The organism is Streptomyces sp. AP-93 (assembly GCF_022808175.1).
Lineage (GTDB): Bacteria > Actinomycetota > Actinomycetes > Streptomycetales > Streptomycetaceae > Streptomyces.
In genome coordinates this window covers 198959-215848 of record NZ_JALGBX010000017.1, presented here as the reverse complement: position 1 = coordinate 215848, position 16890 = coordinate 198959, and the positions used below count along the sequence as shown (strand labels likewise).

Below are 16890 nucleotides of genomic sequence, written 5' to 3'. Positions count from 1 at the left end.
GACAGTCATGTCGGAATAAGACCGACCGTCCACTGCGTCCTCGCTGTGTAATTGCCTGCAAGCACCACAGCCGAAGCTGCGACCTCACAGGTCTTTTTCAAAGGAACCTCATCCACCGAAATGGACGGGGTATCAACTTTTTGGCGTTGATTTTTGGCACGCTGTTGAGTTCTCAAGGAACGGACGCTTCCTTTGTTCCTGTTTCCAGGCCCTCCGGGCGCTTCCTTCGTTTCCAACTCTACCAGATCATTTCCGCGCCCTGCTTCTCGAAAGTCGCAGTCGGCTTGGATTTGAATTCGGTGACCGTTGGGGGTCTTTGCCTTTCGGCGCTCCACCACATTAGCGCTTATCCCGTGTGGCTCATAATCGGCCGTTCGGAATCGAATTCGGACATGCCGAATAGGACCCCGCCAGGGGTAAGTCGTAGGTAGTGGGTTGGCCGCTCTGGAGGTCTGCTGATAGCAGTGCCCCGTTCAAGCGGCTCGGGCTACGTTAGGCGTCCGCCGACGCCGAGTCAAGTTGAGCGGCGGCGTGGCGCATGGGCTCGGTAGGGGCTCACCGTCGGGTCGTGGGTGATCCAGTAGCGGTACGGGTGGGCCGCGCCGTCGCCGCCCACTCCGGTGCGCGGGCCGCTGCTCAGCAGGTCCGGCGGCACGGGGTTGCCGGTCAGCAGGGACAAGGGGGAATCCGGGCCGGTACAGAGGTCCGTGCCGTCGAGGGAGCGGTCCACGGCCAGGGCGGTGGCCAGGCGGGCCGGGCCTTTGGCCAGTTCTCGGTCGGATCTGGCTGAAACCCGGCGTTTACGGGCCAGCTCCGCACCCACGGTGACCTCCCCCGCCCGCAGCAGGACACCGCTCGCGTGGCCCGGCGGGCCGCAGACCAGGTTGAGGCTGAACCACATGCCGTAGATGAAGTAGACGTACGCGTGTCCGGGTGGACCGAACATCGACGCGTTGCGCGCCGTCCGGCCGCGGTAGGCGTGGGAGCCCGGGTCGGCTTCCCCCTCGTACGCCTCCACCTCCGTGATGCGCAGTTCCATGGGGCCGTCCGGGGTGCGGCGGACCAGGGTGCGGCCGAGGAGGTCCGGGGCCACGGTGAGGACCGGGCGGTCGAAGAAGGACCGGGGCAGGGGCGTACGGTCGGGGCGCGCGCTCATCCAGTCGAGCGTAGTGGACTGCGTACTCCTGCAACCGGGGCCTAAGGTTCCGCGTTTGTAGAGGTATGCAGAGGTAGTGCCGCGCGTGGTCGCGCGGATCTTGTCGAGCAGAACATTTCGAGCACGTCGTATAGGGGAGTCAGAGCATGGGGTTCAGGAAGCTGTTCGCGAGCCTGGGTGCCGGTGGTGCTTCGGTCGACACGGTCATCACCGAGCCGAACGTCGTGCCGGGCGGGATCGTCCAGGGCGAGGTCCGGATCCAGGGCGGGTCCGTGGAGCAGCAGATCGAGGGGCTGTCCGTCGGGCTCCAGGCGCGGGTGGAGGTGGAGGGCAACGACCAGGAGTACAAGCAGGACGTCGTCTTCAGCAAGCAGCGTCTCGGTGGTGCCTTCCAGGTGCAGGCGGGCGCTCTGCACGTGGTCCCGTTCGGGCTGGAGATCCCCTGGGAGACGCCGATCACCCACTTCGGCGGGCGTCAGCTGCACGGGATGAACATCGGGGTCAGCACGGAGCTGGAGATCGCGCGCGCGGTGGACGCCGGCGACCTCGACGCGATCAACGTGCACCCGGTGCCGGCGCAGCAGGCGATCCTCGACGCCTTCACGCAGCTGGGCTTCTCCTTCCGCAGCGCGGACATGGAGCGCGGGCACATCCGCGGGACGCGGCAGACGCTGCCGTTCTACCAGGAGATCGAGTTCCTGCCGCCGTCGCAGTACCGGGGGCTGAACCAGGTCGAGCTGACCTTCGTCTCCGACGGGCGCGAGATGGACGTCGTCCTGGAGATGGACAAGAAGCCGGGTCTGTTCAGCGAGGGCAGCGACACCTTCCGGTGCTTCCAGGTGGGGCTGCAGTCCTACCAGGACACCGACTGGGCGGCCTACCTGAACCAGTGGATCTCGTCGGTGGGTTCGCAGCGCAACTGGCTCTGAGCGGATCTAGGCTCGGTGCCGGTACAGGTACCGGTCAGCGTCGACTCAACCCAGCAGGAGGTTCCGCAGTGGCCGAGCAGAGCAGGGCGCCGCTCCCCCACGATTTCCATCCCCCGGTGCACGAGTTCGCCGTGAGCAGTGCGGACCTGGAGCCCGGGGCCGATCTGGGGCCCGACCAGGTGCTGTCCGGTGGGAACGTGTCGCCGCACCTGCGGTGGGAGGGGTTCCCGGAGGGGACGAAGAGCTTCGCCGTGACCTGCTTCGACCCGGACGCGCCGACGGGGAGCGGGTTCTGGCACTGGGTGCTCTTCGATCTGCCGGTCTCGGTCACCGAGCTGCCGGCGGGGGCGGGCTCGGCCGCGTTCGAGGGGCTGCCCGCCGGGGCCGTGCACGTCCGCAACGATTACGGCACCCGGGAATTCGGCGGGGCGGCTCCCCCGGCCGGGGAGCGGCACCGTTACGTGTTCACCGTGTACGCGGTGGACAAGGAGAAGCTCGGTCCCGGCGCGGACGTGTCCCCGGCCGTCGTCGGCTTCAATCTGCGGTTCCACACGCTGGGGCGTGCGCAGCTCGTCGGTGAGTACGAGGCTCCCGCGGGCTGAGCGTTCCGCTCTTCGTTCTCCGAGCGTTTGCCCGGTCCTGGTCTAAAGACGGCCAGGACCGGGCATTTTTATTGCGTTGTCCCGCGTGGCGCGCGCGACCAGAGTGGTTGCGGGCCTCGCCGCCAGGGTGGTCGCGGGCCTGCACACGGGAGGTGGGCGAGATGCGGGACACGCTGGTGCTCAACGCGAGCTTCGAGCCGCTGTCGACGGTGACGATGAACCGGGCGGTGGTCCTGGTGCTCCAGGACAAGGCCGTGGTCGAACAGGCGCATCCCGAGTTCCGTGTGCGCGCGGCCACGATGGATCTTCCGTTGCCGCGGGTGATCAGACTCTGCAGGTACGTCCGGGTGCCCTTCCGGAGACATGCTCCCTGGTCACGGAGGGGGGTGTTGATCCGGGACCAACACCGGTGCGCGTACTGCGGGAAGCGCGCCACGACCGTGGACCACGTGCTTCCGCGGGCGCAGGGTGGTGGGGACACCTGGCTGAACACGGTGGCCTCCTGCTCCGAGGACAACCACCGTAAGGCGGCGCGGACTCCGGAGGAGGCGGGGATGCCCCTCCTGCGCAAGCCCTTCGTTCCCTCGCCGGCGGACGCCATGCTGCTCGCGCTGGGGGTGGGCGGGCGGGAGGCGCTGCCGGAGTGGCTGGAGCGTTCCGCCTAGGGTCGCGGGCACACCCGGGTCGGCAGCACGTAGGGCGAGCCCGTCCTTGCGGGTGGACGGATGCGCTGGGCGACGTACTTTTTCTACGTCGCTCAGCGGATCAGCAGCTGGACGATCGCGATGATCCCGACGGTCACGATGACGGCGCGCAGCACGGTGGGTGGCAGGCGGCGGCCGACCTTGGCGCCGATCTGGCCGCCGATGGTGGAGCCGACGGCGATGAGCAGGACGGCCGTCCAGTCGAACTCGGCGACGAAGAGGAAGAAGGCGGCCGCGATGCCGTTGACTATCGCGGCGACCACGTTCTTCACCGCGTTGATCCGCTGGAGGTCCTCGCGGAGCAGCAGGCCCATGAGGCCGAGGTAGAGCACGCCCTGGGCGGCGCCGAAGTAGCCCCCGTACGCGCTGGAGAGCAGCATGCCCGACAGCAGCAGTGGGCCGCCGTCGGGGTGGCCGGTGTCGCCTCCCGCGGCCTCCTGGCGCCGGCGCAGGGCGGCGGCGAGCCGGGGCTGGAAGACGACGAGGACGAGGGCCAGGCCGATCAGGACGGGCACGATCGTGTCGAAGGAGTCCGACGGCAGGGTGAGGAGCAGGACCGCGCCGGCGAGTCCGCCGACCAGGGAGACGGCGCCGAGCCGGATGATGCGGGCGCGCTGGCCCTGGAGCTCCTTGCGGTAGCCGATGGCTCCGCTGATGGAACCGGGCACGAGGCCGAGGGTGTTGGAGACGTTGGCCGTGACCGGCGGCAGGCCCGTGGCAAGCAGCACGGGGAAGGTGATCAGGGTGCCGGACCCGACGATGGTGTTGATGGTGCCGGCGCCGATCCCGGCGGCGAAGACCGCCAGGGATTCCCAGAGGGACATCGAGAAGGCAGACAAGGCCGTCCCCTTTGCGTGAGTGAGTCGCCTCCCCGCCCTGAAGGTCGAGGGGCCTCACTGATCATGCAGCAGGGGACGGGCCGTTCAGTCGATGGGGGGCTGTTCGCGGCGTTCCGCGGCGTTCTTGTCGCGGGCGGCGGGAATGCCGCCGCCGCTGCCTGCGTCCTTGCCGGCGTTCTGCGGGTTGAAGCCGGAGGCGGCGCCCATCGGGCCGAAGTTGCCCATCGCTCCGGAGAGGCCCTTGAGTGCGTCGCCGATCTCGCTCGGGACGATCCAGAGCTTGTTGGCGTCGCCTTCGGCGAGCTTCGGGAGCATCTGGAGGTACTGGTAGGCGAGCAGCTTCTGGTCGGCGTCGCCGGCGTGGATGGACTCGAAGACCGTACGGATGGCCTGCGCCTCGCCCTCGGCCCGCAGGGCCGCGGCCTTGGCGTCACCTTCGGCGCGCAGGATGGAGGACTGCTTCTCGCCCTCGGCGCGCAGGATCTCGGACTGGCGGACACCCTCGGCCTGGAGGATCGCGGCGCGCTTGTCGCGGTCGGCGCGCATCTGCTTCTCCATCGAGTCCTGGATGGAGGTCGGCGGCTCGATGGCCTTCAGCTCGACGCGGTTGACGCGGATGCCCCACTTGCCGGTGGCCTCGTCGAGGACCCCTCGCAGGGCCGCGTTGATCTCCTCGCGGGAGGTCAGGGTCCGCTCCAGGTCCATGCCGCCGATGATGTTGCGGAGCGTGGTGACGGTGAGCTGCTCGATGGCCTGGATGTAGCTGGCCACCTCGTACGTCGCGGCGCGGGCGTCGGTCACCTGGTAGTAGATGACCGTGTCGATGTTGACGACGAGGTTGTCCTGGGTGATGACGGGCTGCGGCGGGAAGGGGACGACCTGCTCGCGGAGGTCGATCCGGTTGCGGATCGAGTCGATGAACGGGACGACGATGTTGAGGCCCGCGTTGAGGGTGCGGGTGTAGCGGCCGAATCGCTCGACGATGGCGGCGCTGGCCTGCGGGATCACCTGGATCGTCTTGACCAGTGCGATGAAGACCAGAACCACCAGAATGATCAGAACGATGATGATCGGTTGCATGCGGTTCCCCGTGCCCTTCCGGCTGTCTGTGCTGCCCCGTTCAGCGGAGTCTCGCAGACCCCGGGGCCGCGGGTCGGCTGCTTGCCCACATGTGGCTCGCACACAGGTGAGTTGCTCACGTGCTGGTCCGTCATCCGTCACATGACGACGGCGGTCGCCCCGTCGATCTCCACCACGTCGACGGACTGGCCCGGTTCGAAGGTGATGTCCGCGTCCAGGGAGCGCGCCGACCAGATCTCGCCGGCGAGCTTGATCCTGCCCCCGCCGCCGGCGTCCACGCGTTCCAGGACCACGGCGCTGCGACCCCTCAACGCGTCGATTCCGCTGCGGTGTTGGGGTTTCTGGTTGCGGTGCCGGTTGGCGATCGGGCGGACGACCGCGATGAGCGCGACCGACACGACCACGAAGACCAGGACTTGGGCGACCACTCCCCCGCCGAGGGCCGCCGTCACGGCGGCCGCCACCGCTCCGGCGGCGAACATGCCGAACTCGGGCATCGCGGTCAGGACCAGGGGGATGCCCAGTCCGACCGCGCCGATGAGCCACCACACCCACGCGTCGATGTCCACATGGTCATGGTAGGTCGGGTGGGCGCGGTCCGGACAGGGTGCGGGAGGCCCGGCGGGAGTTGGACGGCAGGCCCCGGAGCGCGGACTACCGCAGGGGCAGGCCCTGGGCGGTCCAGCGGTCGCTCCCGTTGCGCTCGACGACGAGCGGCAGGCCGAAGCAGAGGGAGAGGTTGCGGGAGGTCAGTTCGAGGTCGATGGGGCCGGCCGCGACCACCTTGCCCTGACGGATCATCAGGACGTGGGTGAAGCCGGGGGCGATCTCCTCGACGTGGTGCGTGACCATGATCATCGACGGGGCGAGCGGATCGCGGGCGAGCCGGCCGAGGCGGCGTACGAGGTCCTCGCGGCCGCCGAGGTCGAGACCCGCGGCGGGCTCGTCGAGCAGCAGCAGCTCGGGGTCGGTCATCAGCGCGCGGGCGATCAGGGTGCGCTTGCGCTCGCCCTCGGAGAGCGTGCCGAACTTCCGGTCGAGGTAGGGCGTCATGCCGAGGCGGTCGAGGAAGGCGCGGGCGCGCTGCTCGTCGATCTCCTCGTACTCCTCCTGCCAGGTGGCCGTCATCCCGTACGCGGCGGTGAGGACGGTCTCCAGGACGGTCTGGCGCCTGGGCAGCTTGTCGGCCATCGCGATGCCGGCCATGCCGATGCGGGGCCGCAGCTCGAAGACGTCCACCGTGCCGAGGCTGCTGCCGAGGATGGTGGCGGAGCCCTTGGTGGGGAAGAGGTAGCTGGAGGCGAGGTTCAGCAGCGTGGTCTTGCCGGCGCCGTTGGGGCCGAGGATCACCCAGCGCTCCCCCTCCTTGACCGACCAGGAGACCTGGTCCACCAGAGCCCGGCCCTCGCGGACCACGGATACGTCCACCAGCTCCAGAACATCGCTCATGAGCGTGTTGTCTCCCCTTGCAGTCTTGGTTCGTCTGTGCGCCGCCCCGTCCGTGGGCGCAGCCCCAGGGGAAAACCTACGCCACTCGGGGAGGGGTCCGGGCGCGGGCCCGGGTCCAGGGGGCCGTCCGTAAAGTAGGGGGATGCTTTTCGAACCGCGTTCAGGGCGGCTGGCCGCCTGGGGGAACGCTCTGCTGGCCGGTCTCGTCTCGCCCGATGAGGCCGTGTTGTCGATCGTGGGCGAGGACTCCGTGCACCGGGTGGAGGGGCTGCCCGGGGAATCCGGCCCGGTGGGGCTCACCCTGGCGCTGGGCCGGCTGCGGGTGCTGGGGGTGACCGGGCTGCGGATCGCGCTCCCGGCGCCGGGGCATCCGCTGGGGCTGAGCGGGCCGGCGGAGTTCAACGCGAGGGCGCTGGACGCCGAGGAGGCGGTCGTCGCGGTGGGTGCGGCGGTCGGGCTGGTGCCGGAGGTGCACGAGGCCGGGCCCGCGGGTGATGTGCACGTGTCGGTGACCTGGCACTGCCTGCCCGTACGGGAGGCCCCGCCGGCGGACGTGCCGTCGCTCGGCGAGGCGGAACGGGAACTGGCGGAGGCGCTGCGCGAGGCCACGGTAGTGCTGACCCGGCTGGACGTGGCGGGATCCGGGCCGGTCGCGGAGGCGGCGCTGTCCGCGTACCGGGCACGGACGGAGGCCGGGCGGGAGGCGCTGGCGCCCGGGTACCCGGCGCGGGCGGTACGGGTCCTGTCGCTGGCCCAGCGGGTGGACCTGATGGTGTCGCTGGCGACCGAGCGGGGGCACGGGGCGGCGGTGGCCGCGTCGGAGATGGCCGCGCGGGCGGAGGCTTTGCGGCCGGTGGAGAGGGTCGCTCGGCGGGCGCTGGTCGCCGCGTACAACTCGGCCGTTGAGGAGCGGGAGCGGGGGCTTTAGCCCTGGTCGCCTGCGGCGGGGTCGGAGTCCGGTGCGGGGCCGCTGCGCTGGCGTCCCCGGCTGCGCCGGGCTTTCCGGGGCGCCGCCCCGGGCCCTGCGCCTCAAACGCCGGCGAGGCTGAGTTTGCCCGGCTGCGGATGCCTGCGGTGGCGGGTGGATTCGGGTGCGGCACCGTCGCGCGAGCGTCCCCGGCTGCGCCGGGCCTTCTGGGGCGCCGCCCCAGACCCCGCGCCTCAAACGCCGGCGAGGCTGGATTTGCCCGGCGGGGCGGAGTCCGCGGAGGAGGGCCGGTGCCGGTGAGTTTGCCCGCCGGCGCGAAGCCCACGGAGGAAGGCCGGTGCCGGTGAGTTTCCCGGCGGCGCGAAGCCCGCGGAGCGGGCCGGTGCCGCTGAGTTTGCCCGGCGGCGCGAAGCCCGCGGAGCGGGCCGGTGCTGTGGAGTTTGCCCGGCGGGGCGAAGCCCGCGGAGCGGGCCGGTGCCGCGTTGGGTATGGCTCGGTCCCGCTTCCCAGGGAGAGGGGGGAAGCGGGACCGGGTAACGGGGGCGCTACGCGGGCCCGGCTGCCACGCCGGTCGGAGGCCGGCGTGGCGGGGCGAAGCCTGCGGAGCAGTGCGAGCGCCGCGTCGGGAAAGGTGGCGAGCGCCGCGTCGGGAAAGGTGGCGAGCGCCGCGTCAAAAGGGGTGTGGGGTCAGTTGTTGACGCCCGTGTTGCCCCAGGCGCCGTTCAGCAGGCCGATCACGTTGACCGAGTTGCCCACCACGTTCGCGGGGATGTGGACGGGGAGCTGGAGCTGGTTCCCCGCGGCCACGCCGGGCGAGTTCAGGGCCTCGCCCTCCGCCGACGCACCACCGTGCGCCGACGAGACACCCGCGCCGGCGGCGAGGAGGCCGCCCGCGATCATGGTGACGGCAGTGGCCTTCTTGAAGTTCTTCACGTTCTCGTCCTCCAGTACGTCTGCCGCGGCCAGCCGCCGCGGCACGTGATGAAGAACGCTCATCCGACGAACCGGATGCGCCATGTGGGCTACATACACCCGACCGTATGAATCACTGCCCGTGTCGGTTACTGGGCGATGCCGTGTCTGACCGCCCACAGCGCCGCCTGGGTACGGTCCGCGACGTCCAGCTTCATCAGGATGTTCGAGACGTGCGTTTTGACCGTCTTCTCCGAGAGGACCAGCGCGCGGGCGATCTCCCGGTTCGAGCGCCCGTCCGCTATGTGGTGCAGCACCTCGCGCTCGCGGTCCGTCAGGTTGCCGCCGCGGCCGGATGACGGGGCGGGGCCTTCCTCGGCGAGCAGGGCCCCGGCGACCTCGGGCTGGAGGAGGACGTGGCCCGCGTGCACCGAGCGGATGGCGGCGGCGAGGGCGTCGGGGTCGATGTCCTTGTACACGTAGCCGGCCGCGCCCGCCCGCAGGGCGGGGACCACCGTGCGCTGCTCGGTGAAGCTGGTGACGATCAGCACGCGTGCCGGGTTCGCCAGGGTGCGCAGCCTGCGCAGTGCCTCGATGCCGTCGGTGCCCGGCATCTTGATGTCCATCAGGATGACGTCGGGGCGCAGTTCCTCGGCGCGGTCGATGCCCTCCTCGCCGTCGGAGGCCTCGCCGACCACCTCGATGTCGTCCTGGACCTCCAGGAAGGTGCGCAGACCCCGCCGGACCACCTGGTGGTCGTCCACGAGCAGTACTTTGATGCGGATGCCGCGGCCGCTACGGCCCGGTGTGTCAGGCACCGGGTACCTCCAGTTCGATCGTGGTGCCGGTGCCGGTTCCGGGCTCGGAGCGCACGGTGAGCTTGCCGCCGACGCCGGCGGCCCGGTCCCGCATGGAGACCAGGCCGAGGTGCCGGCCCGCCCGGCGGACGGTGGGAGGGGAGAAGCCGGTTCCGTCGTCGGTCACCCGGAGCACGGCTCCCCCGGTCTCCCGGCGGGTCAGGGTGACCTCGATCCGGTCGCCCTCCGAGTGGCGCAGGGCGTTGTGCAGGGCCTCCTGGGCCACGCGCAGGACGGCCTCCTCCTGGGCCGCGGGCAGGGCCCGTACGCCGTCGCAGGTGAAGGTGACGTGCGCGGCGTGGGCCCGGTCCAGGACACGGACCTGGCCCCGCAGGGTGGCGATCAGGCCGTCCTCGTCCAGGGCGGCGGGGCGGAGCTCGGTGACGGCCGCGCGCAGTTCGTCGGCGGCCTCGGCCGCGAGGGCGGCGACCTGCTGGAGCTCGTCCTTGGCGCGGGCCGGGTCCCGGTCGACCAGGGCGGCGGCGGCCTGCGCGGTCAGGCGGAGCGAGAAGAGCTTCTGGCTGACCGCGTCGTGCAGCTCGTGGGCCAGGCGGGAGCGCTCCTCCGCGATGGTCAGCTCGCGGCTGCGCTCGTAGAGGCGGGCGTTGGTGAGGGCGATCGCCGCGTGCTGGGCGAGGAGGGAGAGGAGCTCCTCGTCCTCGTCGGTGAAGCCCTGCCTGCCGTCGGGGCCGCTCCGCTTGTTCGCGAGGAAGAGGGCGCCGAGGGTCTCCTCTCCGTCCCGGATGGGCAGCCCGAGGAAGTCGGACATGTCGGGGTGGGCGGCGGGCCAGCCCTCGAAGCGCGGGTCCTCGCGTACGTCGGCCAGCCGCTCGGGGCCGTCCTGGTGGAGCATCGCGGCGAGGATGCCGTGCTGGCGGGGCAGCGGGCCGATCGCCCGCCACTGCTCCTCGCTGATGCCGTCCACGACGAACCGGGCGAAGCCGCCGTGGTCGTCCGGGACGCCCAGGGCCGCGTACTCGGCGTCGAGCAGCTCGCGGGCCGAGGCGACGATCGTGCGCAGCACGTCGCGGACCTCCAGCCGGCGGCTCATGGCGAGCAGGGCGGTGCTCACGGCGGCCAGGCCGCCGCCGCGGGGGCTTCGGGGTCCGGAGGGCATGGCCTCACGGTACTCGCGGCGGCGGGGCGGGCGGATCGGGCCGGGGGCGTAGGCCTCGCGCAGGTGGCGGCGTAGGTCTCGGTGCAGGTCTCGACGCAGGTCCCGGGCCCGGGGGTGCCCGGCGGCCGGTACAGGGGGCGGGGTCCGGCCGGGGTGGAGCGGGGAGGGCGCTCGAGGGGGTACGGAAGAAGGGACTGTATATAAGGGACATTCCGCCGGGTCTTGTGGCCCGGGCTCGCGCCGCGCAGGGGAGGGCCTACCGCGCGGGTACCGCCCAGCCGTAGCGAAGCTGTGCCTTTGGCATGACGTCGGGGACGTTCTCCTGCTACTCAAGGATGAGAACGGTCACTGAGCGGATTGCTGCCGCAACGGTTGGTGAGATTGATACGTGACCGATGTGAGCCCGCGCATAGGACGCACATCACTTACGAAGCTCCCTAGTGGACGGATAAGGGCGCTGTTAGGGCTGGCTCGCGGGCGCTGAGCCCCGAATTCCGGGCTCGGCCCCGGGCCCTGATCCACTAAGCGGGATCGTACGTCACACCTTTGCCACAGGATTTTGCCACCGCTAAGAATTGCTCTCGCCGCACAGCGCCGCGGATCCCGGATCCGGCAGGCGCTTTCCTGCGGCCCCCGCTATTCGAAGAGGTTGCTACGCATGTCCGAGACCAACACTCCCGGCCACAGTCGTCGTCTGACGAAGGCCCACAAGCTTTCCGTCGCCGGTGTAGCCACCCTGGGCGCCGCCGCCCTCGCCTTCTCCCTCGTCCCGGCCGGTGCCGGCGAGACGCAGACGGCCGTCGCCGCGGCCCCCGTCGCCTGGTCGAAGGTCGTCGACGGCGCGCAGACGCAGGCCGTGCAGCAGCACCTCACCGTTCAGCAGGTCGTCGCGGGCCAGCAGGCCAAGGTCGCGAAGGACGCCAAGGACGCGAAGGCCGCCAAGGAAACAGCCGCGAAGGCCAAGGCCGCGGCGGACGCGAAGAAGGACCGCGAGCAGAAGGCGGCCGCCAGCCGTTCCGCGAACCGCGCGCCGGTCTTCGCGAACAACCTGGACGGCTGGATCAAGGAAGCCCTCTTCATCATGAAGCGGGAGGGTATTCCGGGCACGTACGCCGGGATCCACAAGAACATCATGCGCGAGTCCAGCGGCAACCCGATGGCGATCAACAACTGGGACATCAACGCCCAGAACGGCATCCCCAGCAAGGGTCTGCTCCAGGTCATCGCCCCGACCTTCAAGGCGTACCACGTCAAGGGCACCAAGTTCGACCAGTACGACCCGGTCGCCAACATCGTCGCGGCCTGCAACTACGCGGCCGACCGCTACGGCTCCATGGACAACGTCAACAGCGCCTACTAGGCCTCTGGCGTCCTTCCCAGCCCCCCATGCGCCTCAGGGCGGCCCCGGTGTTCCGGAGCCGCCCTGAGGCGTTCGTGCGTGGTCCGCGTGCGTACGCGGCCCTGGTGCCTACTTGCCCGCGCGCATGACCTCGGGCTCGTGGCGGCGCAGCAGGCGCTGCACGGCGAAGCCGCACGCGACGCCGATGAGCAGCAGGATCGTGATGTTCAGGCCCCACTGGCCGGCCGTGGCGTCCCAGAGCGGGTCGGTGTTGGTCGGGTTCTCCGCGTCCCACGGCGGCATGAGCACGCCGAGGTTCAGCGTGGTGCCGGCCGCGGCGATGGCCCAGCGGGAGGGCATCAGCCAGGCGAACTGCTCCAGGCCCGGAGAGTCGTAGACCTGGAAGAGGATGCCGGTGAAGACGACCTGGACGATCGCGAACATGACGAGCAGCGGCATGGTCTTCTCGGCGGTCTTCACCAGCGAGGAGATCACCAGGCCGAACATCATGGAGGTGAAGCCGAGCGCGATGACCGACAGGCAGATCTCCACGGCCGGCGGCATCAGCAGGCCCTCGGCGGGCAGGTCGCGCGGGTAGAAGCCGATCGCGCAGATGATCACGCCCTGGATGGCCGTGATGAACCCGAGGACGATCACCTTCGACGCGAGGTACGCCGACCGGGACAGGCCGGTCGCGCGCTCGCGCTCGTAGATCACGCGTTCCTTGATCAGCTCGCGGACAGAGTTGGCCGCACCGGAGAAGCACATGCCGACCGCGAGGATCAGCATGATCGTGCCGGCGTCGCCGTTGAAGCGGGACGGCGCCACGGGCGGCGCGAGCCCGAACTTCGCGGGGATGACGACGGAGACCACGCCGAGGACCGCCGGGAGGATCAGCATCAGCCCGATGAAGCCCTTGTCGGACGCGATGACCGACATGTAGCGGCGCATCAGCGTCCAGAGCTGGGAACCCCAGCCCTGCGGCTTCGGCGGCCGGGTCTGCTGCACGGCGGGCTGCACCGACTGCGGGGCGACCGCGTCGATGTCGGCGGCGTAGAGCTGGTAGTGCTGCGAGCCCTTCCAGCGGCCGGCCCAGTCGTAGTCCCGGTAGCTCTCGAAGGCGGAGAACACGTCGGCCCAGGTGGTGTAGCCGAAGAAGTTCAGCGCCTCGTCCGGCGGGCCGAAGTACGCGACCGAGCCGCCCGGGGCCATGACCAGCAGCTTGTCGCAGATGGCCAGCTCGGCGACCGAGTGCGTGACGACGAGGACCGTGCGGCCGTCGTCGGCGAGGCCGCGCAGCAGCTGCATGACGTCGCGGTCCATGCCCGGGTCGAGGCCCGAGGTGGGCTCGTCCAGGAAGATCAGCGAGGGCTTGGTCAGCAGCTCCAGGGCCACGGACACGCGCTTGCGCTGGCCGCCCGAGAGCGAGGTGATCTTCTTGTCCTTGTGGATGTCGAGCTTGAGCTCGCGCAGCACCTCGTTGATGCGGGCGGCGCGCTCGGACTCGGCGGTGTCGCCCGGGAAGCGGAGCTTGGCCGCGTACTTCAGGGCGGTGCTGACCTTCAGCTCCTTGTGCAGGATGTCGTCCTGCGGGACCAGGCCGATGCGCTGGCGGAGCTCCGCGAACTGCTTGTACAGGTTGCGGTTGTCGTAGAGGACGTCGCCCTCGTTGGCCGGGCGGTAGCCGGTCAGCGCCTTGAGGAGCGTCGACTTGCCGGAGCCGGAGGGGCCGATGACGCCGATCAGCGACTTCTCCGGGACGCCGAAGGTGACGTCCTTGAGGATCTGCTTGCCGCCGTCGACCGTGACCGTGAGGTGGCGGGCCGAGAAGGAGACGTCACCGGTGTCGACGAACTCTTCGAGGCGGTCGCCGACGATCCGGAAGGTCGAGTGGCCGACGCCGACGATGTCGTTGGGGCCGAGCAGCGCGGTGCCCGACTTCGCCAGGGGCTGGCCGTTGACGTAGGTGCCGTTGTGGCTGCCGAGGTCGCGGATCTCGAAGCGGCCGCCCGGCATCGAGTGGAATTCCGCGTGGTGGCGGGAGACCTGGAGGTCGGAGACCACCAGCTCGTTCTCCAGCGCACGGCCGATGCGCATGACGTGGCCCAGCGCGAGCTGGTGGAACGTCGTCGGGCTGCGGTGGTCGCCGTAGCCGGGGGTACCGCCGCCGCCCGGCTGCTGCTGGTGCTGCTGGTGCTGCTGCTGCGGGAAGGGCTGCGCCTGGTGCGGCTGCTGGGCCTGCTGTTGCGGGAACGGCGGGGCCTGCTGGACCTGCTGTTCCCAGGGCTGCTGCGGTGCCTGCGGCTGAGGCTGCGCCTGCGGCTGCTGCGCGTACGCCTGGGCGGGCGCCTGCTGCGCCACGGCCGGCTGCGGCGCCGGGGCCGCCGCGGCGGCGCCCGCGACGGGATTCAGCCGCGGCCCGTCGGTGGCGTTGCCCAGGTGCACCGGCGTGCCGGGTACGAGCTCGGCCTGCTGGACCCTCGCCCCGCGCACGTAGGTGCCGTTGGTGCTGCCGTGGTCCTCGATTCCCCAACCTCGCCCGTTCCAGGCGATGGTGGCGTGGCGCCACGACACCCGGGCGTCATCGATCACCACGTCTCCCTGGGGGTCGCGCCCCAGCGAGTACGACCTGGACGGATCGAGCGTCCAGGTCCTTCCATTCAATTCCAGTACGAGTTCCGGCACTCCAGCCCCACTTAAGTCCCCCGAGATCCCCCATGACGTCAGGGAGTCTAGGGATGGCGAACATCCGGGGGAACTATTTCAGGCGCACGGCCACAAGGGGAATCCGGGCCACTCGGCGGCGTCCGGGGAGGCCGGCCCAGGGGGTGGAAAAGGGGCCGGAGGGGGTGTTTCCGGACGTCCCCTCCGCAAGGGCTCCGCAGCGGCACGCTGCGCGGGGCACCCGGCCCCCGCTCCGTCCGGGCGGGTGCGGCCGCGCCCGGAGGGTGCTCCCGCAGAGCTTCGGGGAGCTGCGGGCGTCCACCGCACGACCTTCACACGTCCGCCGCGTGGCCCCCGCACGTCCGTACGGAGCGAAACGGTTCCGCCAGGTGGGACGGGGCTCCGCGCGCGCAGGCCGGGGAGATACGGTGAAGGCACCATGAGCGCTTCGCAGACCTCCGACGTCCCCACCCTCCTCGTCAAGATCTTCGGCAAGGACCGTCCCGGGATCACCGCCGGGCTGTTCGACACCCTCGCCGCCTACTCCGTCGACGTCGTCGACATCGAGCAGGTCGTCACCCGAGGCCGCATCGTCCTGTGCGCCCTCGTCACCCACCCGACCGGCGGCACCGAGGGCGAGCTGCGGGCCACCGTCCACAGCTGGGCCGAGTCCCTCAAGCTGCAGGCCGAGATCCTCTCCGGCACCGGTGACAACCGGCCGCGCGGCAGTGGCCGTTCGCACGTCACCGTGCTCGGGCATCCGCTCACCGCCGAGTCCACGGCTGCCATCGCCGCGCGGATCACCGCGACCGGCGGCAACATCGACCGCATCTTCCGGCTCGCGAAGTATCCGGTGACGGCCGTGGAGTTCGCCGTCTCCGGCACCGCGACCGAGCCGCTGCGCACCGCGCTGGCCACCGCCGCCGCACAGATCGGCGTCGACGTGGCCGTGGTCTCGGCCGGGCTGCACCGGCGGGCCCAGCGCCTCGTCGTCATGGACGTGGACTCGACCCTGATCCAGGACGAGGTCATCGAGCTCTTCGCCGCGCACGCCGGCTGTGAGGCCGAGGTCGCCGAGGTGACCGAGCGGGCCATGCGCGGGGAGCTGGACTTCGAGCAGTCGCTGCACGCCCGGGTCGCGCTGCTGGCCGGGCTGGACGCCTCCGTGGTGGACAAGGTCCGCTCCGAGGTGCGCCTCACCCCGGGAGCCCGGACGCTGATCCGCACCCTCAAGCGGCTCGGGTACCAGGTGGGCGTGGTCTCCGGCGGGTTCACGCAGGTGACGGACGATCTGCGGGAGCGGCTCGGGCTGGACTTCGCCTCCGCCAACACCCTGGAGATCGTCGACGGCAAGCTGACGGGCAAGGTCACCGGCGAGATCGTGGACCGGGCGGGCAAGGCCCGGCTGCTGCGCCGCTTCGCCGCGGAGGCCGGCGTACCGCTGGCCCAGACCGTGGCCATCGGTGACGGCGCCAACGACCTGGACATGCTGAACGCGGCCGGGCTGGGCGTGGCCTTCTGCGCGAAGCCGGTGGTCCGCCAGGCCGCGCACACCGCGGTGAACGTGCCCTTCCTGGACGCCGTGCTGTACCTGCTCGGAATCACCCGCGAAGAGGTCGAAGCCGCAGACCTGGCCTGACGGCCTGACGGCCTGACGGACACGTTCTGCACCACGACGCCCCTACGACGGAGCGGGCCCCGGCACTGTGGAAGTGCCGGGGCCCGCTCCGTCGGCGTAGTCGGCGTAGTCGGCGTAGTCGGCGGGTCGTGCGCGTCAGCTGTGCGGGGTCCAGAAGTCCAGCAGGCTGCCCACGCCGTGCTCCACGGACTTCCACGAGCCGGTGAAGGAGACGACGGCGATCCCGGAGGTCGGGAAGCCGCTGCGGTTCATCCGGGCGAGCACGTCGCCCTGCGCGCTCCCGGAGAGGGCGTCGGCCAGCGCGTGCATGCCGGGGTTGTGGCCGATGACCAGGAGGTTCTTCACGTCGCCGGAGGTCTCGTTGACCAGGGCGATGAGCTCGCCCAGCGAGGCCTCGTAGAGCCGTTCCTCGTACGTGGTCTTCGGCCGGTGCGGCAGCTCCTGGACGGCCAGCTTCCAGGTCTCCCTGGTCCGGGCCGCGCTGGAGCAGAGGGCCAGGTCGAAGGTGATGCCGGTCTGGGCCAGTTTCTGGCCCGCGGCCGGGGCGTCGTGACGGCCGCGCTCCGCCAGGGGGCGGTCGTGGTCCGTGCCGTCCGACCATTCGGCCTTGGCGTGCCGGAGGAGGACGATCCTGCGGGGTGTGTCGGCGCTCATGACTCCCAGCTTCGCATGAAT

General features: G+C 70.7%; 16 protein-coding genes. 6 read left to right on the top strand and 10 right to left on the bottom strand.

Going from position 1 to position 16890, the window contains the following annotated elements; genetic code table 11:
- Positions 1-514: 514 nt before the first annotated feature.
- Positions 515-1156, bottom strand: a complete 642-nt coding sequence (locus MTF69_RS26860; protein ID WP_243338580.1) for a DNA-3-methyladenine glycosylase — start codon at positions 1154-1156, stop codon at positions 515-517.
- A 146-nt stretch (positions 1157-1302) separates the two neighbouring features.
- Here MTF69_RS26860 and MTF69_RS26855 point away from each other — a divergent pair, with 146 nt between their 5' ends.
- The 3 genes from MTF69_RS26855 to MTF69_RS26845 all read left to right on the top strand — a co-directional run bounded on the left by MTF69_RS26855 (position 1303) and on the right by MTF69_RS26845 (position 3352).
- The gene (locus MTF69_RS26855; protein ID WP_243338578.1) at positions 1303-2085 is read left to right on the top strand and encodes a sporulation protein; all 783 of its coding nucleotides are present in this window, start codon (positions 1303-1305) and stop codon (positions 2083-2085) included.
- A gap of 68 nt (positions 2086-2153) precedes the next feature.
- Entirely contained in the window at positions 2154-2687 is a 534-nt protein-coding gene (locus tag MTF69_RS26850; protein WP_243338575.1) for a YbhB/YbcL family Raf kinase inhibitor-like protein, read from the top strand.
- Positions 2688-2848: 161 nt separating this feature from the next.
- Positions 2849-3352 carry an HNH endonuclease gene (locus MTF69_RS26845; protein WP_243338573.1) on the top strand — a complete coding sequence of 168 codons (504 nt, stop codon included), beginning with the start codon at positions 2849-2851 and terminating at the stop codon, positions 3350-3352.
- 92 nt (positions 3353-3444) lie between these two features.
- On the opposite strand, the gene MTF69_RS26840 is transcribed toward MTF69_RS26845, so the two are convergent.
- From MTF69_RS26840 to MTF69_RS26825, 4 genes are all read right to left on the bottom strand, one after another.
- Positions 3445-4215: a sulfite exporter TauE/SafE family protein gene (locus tag MTF69_RS26840; RefSeq protein WP_243338619.1), complete on the bottom strand. Its 771-nt coding sequence runs from the start codon at positions 4213-4215 to the stop codon at positions 3445-3447.
- Between the two features lie 99 nt (positions 4216-4314).
- Positions 4315-5310 (bottom strand): SPFH domain-containing protein, encoded by a 996-nt coding sequence (locus MTF69_RS26835; protein WP_243338571.1) that lies wholly within the window; start codon positions 5308-5310, stop codon positions 4315-4317.
- A gap of 137 nt (positions 5311-5447) precedes the next feature.
- Positions 5448-5879 (bottom strand): NfeD family protein, encoded by a 432-nt coding sequence (locus tag MTF69_RS26830; protein ID WP_243338570.1) that lies wholly within the window; start codon positions 5877-5879, stop codon positions 5448-5450.
- 85 nt (positions 5880-5964) lie between these two features.
- Positions 5965-6759: an ABC transporter ATP-binding protein gene (locus tag MTF69_RS26825; protein WP_243338568.1), complete on the bottom strand. Its 795-nt coding sequence runs from the start codon at positions 6757-6759 to the stop codon at positions 5965-5967.
- Between the two features lie 142 nt (positions 6760-6901).
- Here MTF69_RS26825 and MTF69_RS26820 point away from each other — a divergent pair, with 142 nt between their 5' ends.
- Positions 6902-7687 carry a hypothetical protein gene (locus MTF69_RS26820; protein WP_243338563.1) on the top strand — a complete coding sequence of 262 codons (786 nt, stop codon included), beginning with the start codon at positions 6902-6904 and terminating at the stop codon, positions 7685-7687.
- Positions 7688-8374: 687 nt separating this feature from the next.
- Here MTF69_RS26820 and MTF69_RS26815 read toward each other — a convergent pair.
- The 3 genes from MTF69_RS26815 to MTF69_RS26805 form a co-directional block, all read right to left on the bottom strand.
- Positions 8375-8620 carry a chaplin gene (locus MTF69_RS26815; RefSeq protein ID WP_243338617.1) on the bottom strand — a complete coding sequence of 82 codons (246 nt, stop codon included), beginning with the start codon at positions 8618-8620 and terminating at the stop codon, positions 8375-8377.
- A gap of 128 nt (positions 8621-8748) precedes the next feature.
- Complete coding sequence (locus MTF69_RS26810) at positions 8749-9417, bottom strand: response regulator transcription factor (protein ID WP_308401457.1); 669 nt, start codon at positions 9415-9417, stop codon at positions 8749-8751.
- A complete protein-coding gene (locus MTF69_RS26805) occupies positions 9410-10573 on the bottom strand; it encodes a GAF domain-containing sensor histidine kinase (RefSeq protein ID WP_243338562.1) in 1164 nt (387 codons plus the stop codon). The genes MTF69_RS26810 and MTF69_RS26805 overlap by 8 nt, the downstream gene beginning before the upstream one ends.
- A gap of 658 nt (positions 10574-11231) precedes the next feature.
- On the opposite strand from MTF69_RS26805, the gene MTF69_RS26795 reads away from it, so the two are divergent.
- Positions 11232-11933: a transglycosylase SLT domain-containing protein gene (locus tag MTF69_RS26795; protein WP_243338561.1), complete on the top strand. Its 702-nt coding sequence runs from the start codon at positions 11232-11234 to the stop codon at positions 11931-11933.
- A 108-nt stretch (positions 11934-12041) separates the two neighbouring features.
- Here the strand turns inward: MTF69_RS26795 and MTF69_RS26790 are convergent, their stop codons facing one another.
- On the bottom strand, positions 12042-14597 hold the full coding sequence (locus MTF69_RS26790; RefSeq protein WP_243338560.1) for an FHA domain-containing protein: 2556 nt from the start codon (positions 14595-14597) through the stop codon (positions 12042-12044).
- Between the two features lie 418 nt (positions 14598-15015).
- Between MTF69_RS26790 and serB the strand changes: the two genes are divergently transcribed.
- A complete protein-coding gene (gene serB, locus MTF69_RS26785) occupies positions 15016-16215 on the top strand; it encodes a phosphoserine phosphatase SerB (protein ID WP_243338559.1) in 1200 nt (399 codons plus the stop codon).
- Between the two features lie 135 nt (positions 16216-16350).
- Here serB and MTF69_RS26780 read toward each other — a convergent pair whose 3' ends face one another.
- Positions 16351-16869 carry a histidine phosphatase family protein gene (locus MTF69_RS26780; RefSeq protein WP_243338558.1) on the bottom strand — a complete coding sequence of 173 codons (519 nt, stop codon included), beginning with the start codon at positions 16867-16869 and terminating at the stop codon, positions 16351-16353.
- Positions 16870-16890: the final 21 nt, after the last annotated feature.

Coding starts and splice junctions, on each gene's coding strand:
- MTF69_RS26840 (WP_243338619.1), bottom strand. CDS start 4,215: ATGTCCCTCTGGGAATCCCTGGCGGTCTTCGCCGCCGGGATCGGCGCC.
- MTF69_RS26805 (WP_243338562.1), bottom strand. CDS start 10,573: ATGCCCTCCGGACCCCGAAGCCCCCGCGGCGGCGGCCTGGCCGCCGTG.
- MTF69_RS26780 (WP_243338558.1), bottom strand. CDS start 16,869: ATGAGCGCCGACACACCCCGCAGGATCGTCCTCCTCCGGCACGCCAAG.
- MTF69_RS26795 (WP_243338561.1), top strand. CDS start 11,232: ATGTCCGAGACCAACACTCCCGGCCACAGTCGTCGTCTGACGAAGGCC.
- MTF69_RS26825 (WP_243338568.1), bottom strand. CDS start 6,759: ATGAGCGATGTTCTGGAGCTGGTGGACGTATCCGTGGTCCGCGAGGGC.
- MTF69_RS26855 (WP_243338578.1), top strand. CDS start 1,303: ATGGGGTTCAGGAAGCTGTTCGCGAGCCTGGGTGCCGGTGGTGCTTCG.
- MTF69_RS26860 (WP_243338580.1), bottom strand. CDS start 1,156: ATGAGCGCGCGCCCCGACCGTACGCCCCTGCCCCGGTCCTTCTTCGAC.
- serB (WP_243338559.1), top strand. CDS start 15,016: ATGAGCGCTTCGCAGACCTCCGACGTCCCCACCCTCCTCGTCAAGATC.
- MTF69_RS26845 (WP_243338573.1), top strand. CDS start 2,849: ATGCGGGACACGCTGGTGCTCAACGCGAGCTTCGAGCCGCTGTCGACG.
- MTF69_RS26835 (WP_243338571.1), bottom strand. CDS start 5,310: ATGCAACCGATCATCATCGTTCTGATCATTCTGGTGGTTCTGGTCTTC.
- MTF69_RS26820 (WP_243338563.1), top strand. CDS start 6,902: ATGCTTTTCGAACCGCGTTCAGGGCGGCTGGCCGCCTGGGGGAACGCT.